This is a genomic window from Rhodococcus sp. P3_B8 (assembly GCF_056402775.1).
Map to the genome: position 1 here is coordinate 1 of NZ_JBFUGT010000178.1, position 12989 is coordinate 12989.

Annotated in this window: 9 protein-coding genes; 7 read left to right on the top strand and 2 right to left on the bottom strand. The window is 68.7% G+C overall.

The annotated features are described in order from the left end of the window. Both AC1D1G_RS31685 and AC1D1G_RS31690 read left to right on the top strand, forming a co-directional pair. A partial coding sequence (locus tag AC1D1G_RS31685) for an AAA family ATPase (RefSeq protein WP_477955147.1) occupies window positions 1-685 on the top strand: 685 nt, incomplete at its 5' end. Beyond that, window positions 682-2274: an ABC transporter permease gene (locus AC1D1G_RS31690; protein WP_477955149.1), complete on the top strand. Its 1593-nt coding sequence runs from the start codon at window positions 682-684 to the stop codon at window positions 2272-2274. The genes AC1D1G_RS31685 and AC1D1G_RS31690, both read left to right, overlap by 4 nt. A 17-nt stretch (window positions 2275-2291) precedes the next feature. On the opposite strand, the gene glgP is transcribed toward AC1D1G_RS31690, so the two are convergent. Then, a complete protein-coding gene (glgP, locus tag AC1D1G_RS31695) occupies window positions 2292-4889 on the bottom strand; it encodes an alpha-glucan family phosphorylase (RefSeq protein ID WP_477955151.1) in 2598 nt (865 codons plus the stop codon). 160 nt (window positions 4890-5049) lie between these two features. Between glgP and AC1D1G_RS31700 the strand changes: the two genes are divergently transcribed. The 3 genes from AC1D1G_RS31700 to AC1D1G_RS31710 are packed head-to-tail and all read left to right on the top strand — an operon-like array spanning window position 5050 to window position 10734. Next, the gene (locus tag AC1D1G_RS31700) at window positions 5050-7068 is read left to right on the top strand and encodes an alpha-1,4-glucan--maltose-1-phosphate maltosyltransferase (RefSeq protein WP_283333537.1); all 2019 of its coding nucleotides are present in this window, start codon (window positions 5050-5052) and stop codon (window positions 7066-7068) included. Continuing rightward, complete coding sequence (gene glgB / locus AC1D1G_RS31705) at window positions 7068-9266, top strand: 1,4-alpha-glucan branching protein GlgB (protein ID WP_283333536.1); 2199 nt, start codon at window positions 7068-7070, stop codon at window positions 9264-9266. The genes AC1D1G_RS31700 and glgB overlap by 1 nt, the downstream gene beginning before the upstream one ends. A 46-nt stretch (window positions 9267-9312) precedes the next feature. Then, a complete protein-coding gene (locus AC1D1G_RS31710) occupies window positions 9313-10734 on the top strand; it encodes a neutral zinc metallopeptidase (protein ID WP_283353802.1) in 1422 nt (473 codons plus the stop codon). A 34-nt stretch (window positions 10735-10768) separates the two neighbouring features. On the opposite strand, the gene AC1D1G_RS31715 is transcribed toward AC1D1G_RS31710, so the two are convergent. Beyond that, window positions 10769-11554, bottom strand: coding sequence for an IclR family transcriptional regulator (locus tag AC1D1G_RS31715; protein WP_349307414.1), 786 nt, complete (start codon window positions 11552-11554; stop codon window positions 10769-10771). 51 nt (window positions 11555-11605) lie between these two features. Here AC1D1G_RS31715 and AC1D1G_RS31720 point away from each other — a divergent pair, with 51 nt between their 5' ends. Beyond that, a complete protein-coding gene (locus tag AC1D1G_RS31720) occupies window positions 11606-12616 on the top strand; it encodes a 2-dehydro-3-deoxygalactonokinase (protein WP_477955155.1) in 1011 nt (336 codons plus the stop codon). Further along, window positions 12613-12989 (top strand): beta/alpha barrel domain-containing protein (locus AC1D1G_RS31725; protein ID WP_477955157.1); only part of this gene is annotated, 377 nt, incomplete at its 3' end. The genes AC1D1G_RS31720 and AC1D1G_RS31725, both read left to right, overlap by 4 nt.

A 12989-nucleotide genomic window follows, 5' to 3' on the forward strand; every position in this document is an offset into this window, starting at 1 on the left:
GGCCTACGTTCCGGGGGATGTGAACCTGTGGCCCAATCTGTCCGGTGGCGAGGCGATCGACCTTCTCGGGCGGCTGCGCGGCGGACTCGATCCGGTCCGTCGAGCGTCGCTGATCGAGCGGTTCGAACTCGACCCCACCCGCAAGGGCCGCACCTATTCGAAAGGCAACCGGCAGAAGGTCGCTCTCGTGGCTGCGCTCGCCGCCGACACCGAACTCCTCATCCTCGACGAGCCGACGTCGGGCCTGGACCCGTTGATGGAAGCGGTGTTTCAGGAGTGCATCACCGAATTCGCCCGCGAAGGACGCACGGTGCTGTTGTCCAGCCACATCCTCGCCGAGGTCGACGCGCTGTGCCACGCCGTCACCATCATTCGCGCGGGTAAGACCGTGCAGGCGGGAACGCTGTCCGAACTGCGCCATTTCACCCGCACCACGGTGACGGCGACCACCCGGATCAAGCCCACCCCCATCGCGAATGTCCCCGGCGTGCACAACCTGCAGAAGGGTGAGGACGCGAACACGGTGACGTTCGACGTCGATTCCGATCAGATCGATCCGGTCATGACCACGCTGACGGGGCTGGGCATCATCTCGATCACCGCCAACCCGCCGACGCTCGAGGACCTGTTCCTTCGCGAGTACCGCGACGAGGTCGAGGCACTCGGGATCGGACGGCCGCAGTGAGTCGACTGAGCGGAACGGGTGTGCTCGCCGAACTGGCGGTGCGCACCGACCGGGTCCGGATTCCGGTGTGGACGGTCGCGGTGGCGGGCCTCACCGTCCTGATCGCGTCGAGTTACTCGACCATCTACCCGACCGCCGAATCACGGCAGGCCCGTGCCGAACTCATCTCGTCGCCGGCAGCCACGGCTCTCGCCGGGCCGGGGTACGGGCTGGACGACTACACGCTCGGTGCGATGGTGGCCAACGAGATCGCCGGCATGACGATGGTGGCCGTCGCGATCATGTCGGTGCTGCTGGTGACGCGGCATCTGCGGACGGAGGAGGAGACCGGACGCACGGAACTGGTACGCGCCGGCGTCGTCGGGCGGTATGCGGGAATCACGGCGGGACTGATCTCCGCGGCGCTCGCAAACCTGTTCGTCGCGCTTCTGCTCGTCATCGGGTTGCTCGGTGTGGGTCTGCCTCCGGCGGGTTCGCTGAACATGTCCGCGGGTGTGCTGGTGGTGGGTCTGGTGTTCACCTCGTTGTCGGCGCTGGCGTCCCAGTTCACCGAACACGCCCGCACGGCAAGCGGTGTCGGGATCACCGCGATCATCGTCGGGTATCTGCTGCGGGCAGTGGGCGACGTGCAGCAGGGACACAGCGGGAGCCTGCTGACGTGGGTGTCGCCGATCGGCTGGTCGCAGGCCACCCGCGCCTATGTCGACGAACGCTGGTGGCCGTTGCTGATCGGAATCGTCGCAGCGGCGCTGACCGTCGGGTGCGCATATGCCGCCATCGGTCGCCGGGACGTCGGGGCGGGGCTCCTTCCGCCGCGGGGCGGGCGCGCCGAGGCGTCCCCCCGCCTGACCGGTATCACCGCGCTGGCGGCGCGTCAGCAGCGCGGTCAGATCCTCGCCTGGGGTGTCGGTGTGTTCGCGCTGTCGCTGCCCATCGGTTCACTCGGCAAGCAGATCAGCGATTTCATCGACCAGGATCCCGATCTCGCGCAGCTGCTGCCGGGTGGCGCCGCGGCGGCGGCCGACGGTGCATTCGCCCTGTATCTGGTGTTCCTGGTGGTGATGGCGGCGATGTACGCCGTCGGCGCCGTCGTATCCATCCGTTCCGAAGAATCGTCCGGTCGCGCCGAGGAGGCACTGGCCACCCCCGTGTCGCGGGCGTCGTGGCTCGGTGGACAGCTGGCCGTGATCGCCGCTGCGGCGGTCGCGTTCGCGGTGGCGGCGGGGGTCGGCATGGGGATCACCGCGGCGTTCACGCTGTCCGATGCCGGGGCGCTCGGCCGGTTGATCGGCGCGGCCCTGAACTCCGTGCCTGCCGTGCTCGTGATCGTCGGTGCGTGCGCGGCCGTCTACGGCCTGAGCCCGCGCGCCTTGCCGGCGTTGTGGGTATTTCTGGGCTACGTGCTCGTCGCCGGAATGTTCGGGGAAGTGCTCCCCGACTTGTTCGGGGTGCTCTCCCCCTTCCACTACACGCCGGCCCTGCCTGCCGAGAGTTTCTCGGCTACTCCCCTCGCGGTTCTGCTGCTACTCGCGGCGGCCCTGTTCCTCGCGGCGGTCACCGGATTCCAGCGCCGGGACGTCGGCCGGTGAAGGCTCGGTAGCGCCGGTCAGGGGTTCGGCGCCGTCACCAGGCCCAGCTCGGACGGGGCGACGAGCAACCGGTGGTGCGGAAGGACCCGCACCGTGTATCCGACCGACCCGGACAGCGGCAGGGCCAGGTCGGCGACGAACAGCTCCCCCGACTCCTCCGATGCGAAGTGGGTCATCGGGACCGTGACGATGTCGGTGAGTTCCTCGTCCGGTCCGGCCTTTCCGATCACGGCCTGCACGGTGACGTCCGAGACGGACAGTTCACCGAGGCGGATGCGGGCGCGCAGCACCAGGTTGGCGCCGATCTCGGGAGTGTCGGGTAGTCCGGCGCCGTCGACCTGCAGGACCGCCACCGCCGGCCAGGCGGCCTCGACGCGACGACGGAACGCGGCGAGTTCGCGGGCCCCGGCGTAGTTCTCTTCCGCCACCGTCCGGGCCGCTTCGGCGGCGGGCGCGTAGTACTGGACGGCGTAGTCGCGCACCATCCGCGACGCGAGCACCTTGGGTCCGAGATTCTGCAGTGTGTGACGAACCATCTCCACCCAGCGCACCGGCAGGCCGTCCGCACGGTCGTAGAACCTCGGCAGAACGGCGCGTTCGAGCAGTTCGTACAGTGCGCTGGCCTCGAGATCGTCGCGCCGCGTCTCATCGACGACGCCGTCCGCGGTCGGGATGGCCCAGCCGTTCTCGCCGTCGAACATCTCGTCCCACCAGCCGTCGCGGATCGACAGGTTCAGTCCGCCGTTGAGGGCGGACTTCATCCCCGACGTGCCGCACGCCTCGAGCGGGCGCAGCGGGTTGTTGAGCCACACGTCGCAACCCCAGTAGAGGTACCGCGCCATCGACATGTCGTAGTCGGGCAGGAAGGTGATGCGGTGCCGGACGTCGGCGGCGTCGGCGAACCGCACGACCTGCTGGATGAGGGCCTTCCCGCCGTCGTCCGCGGGGTGGCTCTTCCCGGCGACCACCAGCTGCACAGGCCGCTTCTCGTCGAGGAGCAGGGCCCGGAGCCGCTCGGGGTCGCGGAGCATCAGCGTCAGTCGCTTGTAGGTGGGCACTCGCCGGGCGAAGCCGACGGTGAGCACGTTCGGGTCGAACACCTCGTCCGTCCAGCCGAGTTCGGCGGACGTCGCACCGCGTTCGATCCAGGATGCGCGTACCCGGCGGCGCACCTCCTCGACCAGTTTCCCGCGCAACGCGTTGCGGGTCGACCACAGTTCCTCGGCGGACAGGTCCTGCAGCCGCTCCCAGCCGCGGGCCTCCTCCACCAGTTCGGGGCCCAGGATGCGGGTTGCGAGATCGATCCATTCGGGTGCGGCCCAGGTGGGCGCGTGGACACCGTTGGTCACCGACCCGATCGGTACCTCTTCGGCGTCGAATCCCTGCCACAGCGGCTGGAACATCTCGCGGCTGACGATGCCGTGCAGCTTGGACACGCCGTTGGCCCGTTGCCCGAGACGCAGGCCCATGTGGGCCATGTTGAACACCGACGGATCCGATTCGCGGCCGAGTCCGAGGATCCGGTCGATCGTCAGCCCCGGTAGCAGCGAGGATTCGTTCGCACCGTTGTCGCCGCCGAAGTAGTGCCGCACGAGGTCGGCCGGGAACCGGTCGATTCCCGCGGGCACCGGGGTGTGGGTGGTGAAGACCGTGCCGGCCCGGACCGTGGCGAGCGCTTCGTCGAAGTCGAGCCCGCCGGTGGTGACCAGTTCACGGATCCGCTCGATGCCGAGGAAACCCGCATGCCCCTCGTTCATGTGGAAGACGGCGGGGTCGGGCAGGCCGTAGGCGTGGATGTAGGCGCGCACGGCCCGGACACCGCCGATGCCGGCGAGGATCTCCTGTTTGATGCGGTGGTCCTGGTCGCCGCCGTACAGACGGTCGGTGACGCCCCGCATCTCGGCGTCGTTCTCCGCGATGTCGGAGTCGAGCAGCAGCAGCGGGACGCGTCCCACCTGGGCGATCCACACGCGGGCGCGCAGAACCCGGCCCCCGGGGATCGCGACGTGGACGAGGACGGGCGCCCCACCCGACGACTGCGGCCCGGACTCGGTGAGCAGACGCAGCGGCAGGCCCTGCGGGTCGTGCGGCGGGTAGTGCTCGGCCTGCCAGCCGTCCGCGGTCAGCGACTGCCGGAAGTAACCCGAGCGGTACAACAGGCCGACACCGATCAGCGGCAGGCCCAGATCGGACGCCGCCTTCAGGTGGTCACCTGCGAGAATTCCGAGTCCACCGGAGTAGTTGGGCAGCACCTCGCTGACCCCGAACTCCATTGAGAAATACGCGATCCCACCGTCGAGCGACACTCCCTTGGCCTGCTGGTTCTGATACCAGCGGGGCCGGGACAGGTAGTCGTCGAGGTCGGYGGCCGCGGCGTCGAGCCGGGCCAGGAACGCGACGTCCTCGGCCAGTTCGTCGAGGCGGGCGGGATCGACCTCACCGAGCATGCGGACCGGGTCGAACTGCACCTGCCGCCAGAGTTCCGCGTCCAGCAATCCGAACAGTTCCTGCGTCGCCGGATGCCACGACCAGCGAAGATTGGTGGACAGCGGACCGAGGGCAGCGAGCCGCTCCGGAAGGTGGGCTCGGACAGTGAACCGACGCAAGGCTTTCACCTCGCGAACGATAACGCACTACGGGCGTCGTTGCGCCGTGTCGGGGCGGGTAGACGTCAGAACTCCAATACGGACAGGAACCGGTCGACTCCATTACGGTTGAACGGGCGGCCCAGCCCACGAGCCGCCGGCAACTTCCGGCTATGGAACGGAGCCCAGCGTGACAGGTCGACTCGGTATCGACGACGTGGAACCGAACATCGGGTGCGGTCGGTATCCCGCCAAGGCCGTTGTGGGTGAGGTGTTTCCCGTCCGGGCAACCGTGTGGCGTGAAGGTCACGACGCCGTGGCCGCCACGCTCGCGGTGCGGGGACCGCGCAGTGCCGCGTCGGGCGGCTCGGCGACCTTCCGCATTCCGATGACCGGCGGTCCGGTGCCCGACACCGTCGACGGTTCCTTCACCCCGACCGGCGAGGGCGTCTGGACGTTCCGGATCGAGGCCTGGAGCGATCCGGTCACCACGTGGAAGCACGCGGTCGAGGCCAAGCTGGCGGTGGGACAGGGGCCGGCCGAACTGGCCAACGACCTCGAGATCGGTGCGCAGTTGTTCGAGCGTGCCGCGAAGGGCGTCCCCCGCGCGGACCGCTCGCGGCTGGCCGGGGTCGCGGCGTCGCTGCGTTCCGACCGTCACCTCTCCGAACGTGTGGCCCCGGCGTTCGGGTCGGACGTCACCGAACTGCTGCGCGCACATCCGCTGCGCGATCTCGTCACGAAGAGCGAACCGCACACCGTGCTCGTCGATCGCACGCGTGCCCTGTTCGGGTCGTGGTACGAGTTCTTCCCGCGGTCCACCGGCGGCTGGGACGAGAACGGCAAGCCCCGGCACGGCACGTTCGCCACGTCCGTGGCCGCACTTCCGCGCATCGCGTCGATGGGATTCGACGTGGTGTACCTCCCACCGATCCATCCGGTCGGCAAGATCAACCGGAAGGGCCCCAACAACACGCTGACCCCCGGCCCCGACGACGTCGGTTCGCCGTGGGCGATCGGCTCGGACGAGGGCGGCCACGACGCGATTCATCCGCAGCTCGGGACGATGCGCGATTTCAAGGCGTTCATCGCTGCCGCCCGGAAGCTGCACATGGAGGTGGCGATCGACCTGGCCCTGCAGGCCGCGCCGGACCATCCGTGGGCGAAGAAGCACCCCGAATGGTTCACAGTGCTCCCCGACGGCACCATCGCCTACGCCGAGAACCCGCCGAAGAAATACCAGGACATCTACCCGGTCAACTTCGACGACGACCGCGACGGCATCTACGCGGAGGTCCTGCGGGTCGTCCGGCACTGGGTTGCGGCGGGCGTCAAGATCTTCCGGGTCGACAACCCGCACACCAAGCCGCCGGACTTCTGGGAGTGGCTGATCGCCGAGGTCAAGAAGTCGGATCCGGACGTCCTGTTCCTGTCCGAGGCGTTCACCCGTCCCGCACGGTTGTACGGTCTCGCCCGCCGCGGCTTCACCCAGTCCTACACGTATTTCACGTGGCGGACGGCCAAGTGGGAGCTGACGGAGTTCGGCAAGGAGATCGCCGCCAAGGCCGACGAGGCGCGCCCGAACCTCTTCGTCAACACCCCGGACATCCTGCACGAGAGCCTGCAGACCGGCGGCCCGGGAATGTTCGCCCTGCGCGCCGCCCTGGCGGCCACACTGTCCCCCTCGTGGGGGGTGTACTCGGGATACGAACTGTACGAACACGTTCCGGTCCGACCGGGCAGTGAGGAATACCTCGACTCGGAGAAGTATCAGCTGCGTCCCCGCGACTTCGAGGGCGCCGCCGCGCGCGGCGAGTCCCTCGAACCGTGGATCACGGCGCTCAACCGGATCCGCAGGCAGCATCCGGCGCTGCAGCAGTTGCGCAACATCCATTTCCACCACGTCGACAACGACGCCCTGATCGCCTATTCCAAGTTCGACGCCACCACCGGGGATGCCGTGCTGACGGTGATCAACCTCAACCCCTACGGCGCCGAGCAGGGCAACGTGTGGCTGGACATGCCCGCGCTGGGCCGCGACTGGCACGACCACCTGACCGTGCTCGACGAGGTCACCGGGGAGCAGTATCACTGGGGGCAGACCAACTTCGTGCGCCTGGAACCCTGGCGTTCGGTGGCCCATATCCTGGCATTACCGTCGATCCCCTATCCGGCCAGAACGAAGCTGGCCTACCGCGGAGGTACATAGTGACCGTCGAACCGCCTGTCGCCATCGCACCGGACGCCGCCGACCTCGACCTGCTGTCCCGGGGCGAGCACCACAACCCGCACTCGATCCTGGGCGCACACCCGCACCCCGACGGCACGGTGATCCGCGCACTGCGCCCCCACGCCGAGGCCGTCGACGCCGTCATCGGGGGGACGAGCTTCTCGCTGGAGCACCTCGCGCACGGTGTGTGGGGGGCACTCGTCCCGTACCGGGATCTGATGGACTACCGGCTGTCCACGACGTGGCCGGGTGGCCACAACGACGTCTCCGCCGACGGGTACCGATTCCTGCCCACGCTGGGGGAACTCGACCTGCACCTGTTCGGTGAGGGCAGGCACGAGCGGCTGTGGGAGATCCTCGGCGCGCACCGCCGCCGCTACGACACCCCCGACGGCACCGTCACCGGCACCTCGTTCGCCGTGTGGGCTCCCAATGCCCGCGGAGTGAGTGTGATCGGCGATTTCGACGGGTGGAGTGGGCGGAACTACCCGATGCGGGTACTCGGCTCCACCGGGGTGTGGGAGTTGTTCGTTCCCGGTATCGAGGTCGGCGACCTGTACAAGTTCCGGGTCCACGGGCCTGACGGCAGTGTGCGCGACAAGGCCGACCCCATGGCCTTCGCGACCGAGGTCCCGCCCGCCACCGCGTCCCGGGTGTCGGTGAGCACGTACGAATGGAACGACGCCGAATGGCTGGCGCAGCGCGCGGCCACCGAGCCGGCGCAGTCCCCGATGAGCGTGTACGAGGTCCACCTCGCTTCGTGGCGGCCCGGGCTGAACTACCGCGAGATGGCCGAACAACTCGCTACCCACCTCACCGAGACGGGATTCACCCACGTCGAACTGCTGCCGGTCGCCGAGCACCCGTTCGGCGGTTCGTGGGGGTACCAGGTCACGTCGTACTACGCGCCCACCTCACGATTCGGCTCCCCCGACGACTTCCGGTGGTTCGTCGACCATCTGCACGCCGCCGGCATCGGGGTCATCGTCGACTGGGTTCCCGCGCACTTCCCCAAGGACGAGTGGGCGCTGGCACGTTTCGACGGCACACCGCTCTACGAGCACAGCGACCCCCAGCGCGGCGAGCAACTCGACTGGGGAACATATGTGTTCGATTTCGGGCGCCGCGAGGTGCGCAACTTCCTCGTCGCGAACGCGCTGTACTGGCTCGACGAGTTCCACGTGGACGGTCTGCGCGTCGACGCGGTCGCGTCGATGCTGTACCTCGACTATTCGCGGCCGGAGGGCGGTTGGACGCCGAACATCCACGGCGGCAGGGAGAACCTCGAGGCCGTCGCCTTCCTGCAGGAGACCAACGCCACGGTCCACAAGCAGCACCGCGGGGTCGTCACCATCGCCGAGGAGTCGACGGCGTGGCCGGGTGTCACCCGCGCGACCAACGTCGGTGGTCTCGGTTTCAACATGAAATGGAACATGGGGTGGATGCACGACACCCTCGGTTTCATGGCGCACGATCCCGTCCACCGCAGCTATCACCATCACGAGATCACGTTCTCCCTGATGTACGCGTGGAGCGAGAACTATCTGCTGCCCATCAGTCACGACGAGGTGGTGCACGGCAAGGGCACGCTGTGGACGCGGATGCCCGGCGACGACTACGCGAAGGCCGCCGGTGTTCGTGCCCTGCTGGCGTACATGTGGTCGCACCCCGGCAAGCAACTGCTGTTCATGGGTCAGGAATTCGGACAGACCGCGGAATGGTCCGAGGAGCGCGGACTCGACTGGTACCAGCTGGACGACCCGTACACCGGTGGCTTCCACCGCGGTCTGCTCCGGCTCGTCCACGACCTCAACGCCACCTACCGCGAACACCCGGCGTTGTGGACTCTCGACACCTCGCCGGGCGGGTTCTCCTGGATCGACGCCAACGACACCGCGAACAACGTCCTGAGCTTCCTGCGCTACGGCACCGACGGGTCGATCCTGGCCTGCCTGTTCAATTTCTCGGGTTCCCCGCACGCGAATTATCGTGTGGGCTTGCCAGAACGGGGCGAATGGCGTGAAATTCTCAACACCGACGCCGAGATCTACGCGGGATCGGGTTGGGGAAATCTCGGTGCGGTGACGGCAACTTCGCAGCCGTGGCACGGCCGTCCCGCCTCTGCCGAGGTGGCACTGCCCGCGAACGGCGCGATCTGGATGAGTCTGGAGCGTTGATGAAGGCACGGCCTTGCTGACCCGACGTCGGCAGTGGGCTGCGAGCATGGGCGTTCTGGCCGTGACTGCGGTCGTCCTGTCCGGGTGCACGCGTTCGGTGGACGGTGAGGCCGCGTCCATTTACGACGATCCGTTCAAGGTGGCGGGACTCGATGCCACGTCGGGCCCGAGCGGTGCCCGCAAGGGCGTGCCCGACGCCGACCTCCCCGTCACCGGCACCGACGGCGGTGACATCGACACGATGGCCGCCAACGCGGTCAGCGACATCGAGGACTACTGGCGCACCGAGTTCCCCGCGCTGTTCCAGCGCAACTTCGAGCCGGTCGAGGAACTGATCTCCTGGGATCCGCGCGACTCCGACGGCCCGCGCTTCTGYGGGGACCGCACCGAGGAACTCCTCAACGCCGGCTACTGCAGCACCGACCACACGATCGGCTGGGACCGGGCGCTGCTGCTGCCCGAGGTGGTGGAGAAGTTCGGTGTCGTCGCGGCCGTCTTCGTTCTGGCGCACGAGTACGGGCACGCCGTGCAGACGAAGGCGGGAATCGCCGACGAGAACGTGGGCGGTGGCATCGTGCGGGAACAGCAGGCCGACTGCTTCGCGGGGGCGTTCATGCGGTACATCGCGGAGGACAAGGCGACCCACTTCACGCTGAACACGTCGGACGGGCTGAACAAGGTACTGGCGTCCGCGGTCGCCATCGGGGACACCGACCCGAACGATCCCGACAACGTGCACGGCTCGGCGTTCGAACGTGTCACCGCCACCCAGATCGGTTTCACGGACGGTCCGGCGCCGTGCACGCGCATCGACGAGAAGGAGATCGTCTCGCGTCGCGCGGATCTGCCTCAGCGGTTCGACGACGAGAGCGACGACGGCGAACTCCCCGTCACCGAGGAGTCGCTCGAGGCGTTCTTCACGTCCTTTCAGCAGATCTTCGATCTCAGCGATCCCCCCACGCTGCAACTCGACGGCGCCGACCTCGACTGCCCCGACGCCGACGCGACCGAACCGGTGTCGTACTGCCCGGCCACCAACACGATCGGGGTCAGTGTCGACGCCCTCGCCGAACGCGGCACACCGGGCCGCCCGGGCAGGCGGGAACTGTTCCAGACCAAACTCACCGGCGACTACAACGCGTACGTCCTGCTCGCGTCGCGGTACACCCTGGCGTTGCAGCGGGACCGGGGTAACGATCTGCACTCACCCCAGACCGCGCTGCGAGCCGCCTGCCTGTCCGGTGTCGTCACCAGCGCGTTGAGCCCGGACAGTCCCGCTTCCCTGGAGGCGGGCAGCGTGTGGTTGTCCCCGGGCGACCTCGACGAGGCCGTGTCGGGGCTGCTCACCGACGGACTCGCGGCCAGTGACGTCAACGGGGAGACCGTGCCGAGCGGATTCTCCCGGGTGGACGCGTTCCGCACCGGAGTGCTCGGCGGTGAGCAGGCCTGCGAGGGCCGGTACCGCTGACCGTCCCACCACGTGACGTCCCCCGACCGCTGCGTCAGATCTCCCGGTAGCCGAGCGCCGCGGAGATCCGCCCGGCGGCCCGGCACACGACCGGAACGAGTCCGCGCATGCGCTCGTCGGGCATGTACGGGCTCGTGGCCGACACGCTGATCGCACCGACGATCGCGCACGACGCGTCCCGCACCGGCGCCGCCACGCAGCGGATTCCGGGTTCGTTGTCCTCGAGGTCCATCGCCGCGCCCCTCCGCGCGTAGTCCTGCATGCGCGCGCGGAAGTCCGCCGATCCGCGGGAGCCCGGCGGCCGCGGTCCCTGCGCGGCGTCGCTCTCGTACAGCGCATCCCAGCGCTCGGCGGAATCCAGCAGTAGAGCCTTTCCGACCCCGGCGCGGGTCAGCGGCATGCGGTGCCCGATGCGGGAGCGCATCTCGGCACCCCGCGACCCCGGCAACTTGTCGAGGTACAGCACCGAACCGCCGTCCTCGACCGCCAGGTGCACGGTGTCGTGGACGTGCGCCGACAGCTCCTCGAGGATCGGGCGCGCGACGACGGGCAGCGGGTTACCGTGCAACGCCTTGAACCCCAGTTCGATCAACGTCGGGCCGAGGGTGTAGCCGCGGCTTCCGCTCCGGAGATAGCCCTCGTGGACCAGCAACTGCACGAGACGGTGCGCGGTGCTGCGCCCCAGCCCTGTGCTCTCGACGACCGCGCGGAGATCCTGCGCGCCGTCGGAGACGGCACGGACCACCGCCAGCCCTCGGGCGAGCGTCTGCGTGCCGGGTGGAATGTCGTACGGAGGAATCGCCACACCCCACTGTCCCACATATAGGGACCGTGTTCGTCATTATGGGATTCGCGTCCGATAGTGGTTCGCGTGATCCAGAACACCCCCGCCCCCTCGGCACCGCGGCTGATCGCCCTCGACTGGGGCACGTCGTCACAGCGCGCCTGGCTCCTCGGCGACGACGGCCGCATTCTGGACGTTCGCCGGCCGGACTTCGGCTTGCTCGGCACCACCGGAGACGACCCCGCATCGCGCACCCGTGCCTACGAAGCCGCCTTCGACGAGGCCTGCGGCGACTGGATCGTGGCCACCCCCGATCTCCCGGCGATCGCGTGCGGCATGGTCGGCAGCGCCCAGGGTTGGCGTGAAGCCGGCTATCTGACCACACCGACCGATCTCGCGATCGGCGCCGACGACCTGACCACGGTCCCCCATCCACGCGGAGTTCTGCACGTCGTACCCGGCCTGCGCGTCGCCCCCGCGGCCGACGGCACTGTGGCCGGCGACGTCATGCGGGGCGAGGAGACGCAGATCATCGGGGCACTGGGCATGCTCCCCCCGACCGACCGCCCACTGACGATCGTGCTCCCCGGAACACACACCAAGTGGGCACGAGTCGAGAACCGCAAGATCGTCTCGTTCGCCACGTCGATGTCGGGCGAGTTGTACGGCCTGGTGATCCGGCACGGCATCCTCGGCCGCACCGCCACCACCGCCGTGCGCGACGATGCCGCGTTCGAGCGGGGCCTCGTCACCGGAACGTCGACGCCGTCACGCGGACTGCCCGCCGAACTGTTCGGCGCACGCGCGCTCGTGCTCGACGGACTCCTCGATCCGGGCTCGCTTCCCGACTACGTCTCCGGCGTGATCATCGCCGACGAAATCCGGCATCTCCTGCCCCAGTACACCGCCGAGAATCGAATGCTGTTGTGCGGAAACGCCGATCTCTGCCGACGCTACGCAGCCGGACTGCGCGTTCACGGCGTGGCCGCCGACATCGTCGCCGAGGAAGCCGCGGCACAGGGGCTGTGGCGGGTGGCGCTCGATGCGGGGCTGATCGACCCGGCGCCATCCACGAATCCCGAGAAGGAGTCACTATGAGCACCACAGTCACTGCCACCACGACCGGTTTGATCGCCATTCTGCGCGGCATCACCCCGGAGGAGATCGTCGCCGTCGGCTCGGCCCTCGTGGACGCCGGGTTCACGGCGATCGAAGTCCCGCTGAACTCGCCGCGACCGTTCGACTCGATCGAGCGGTTGGCGGCGGCCGTCGGCGACGTCTGCGTCGTCGGGGCCGGAACCGTACTGTGCGTCGACGACGTGATCCGGTCCGAAGCGGCCGGCTCCCGGATCATCGTCTCCCCCAACACCGACGTCGAGGTCATCGGCGCCGCCGTTGCCCGAAACCTGCGCCCCTATCCGGGAGCCGCCACTCCGACCGAGGCGTTTCGCGCCGTCGGTGCGGGAGCGCG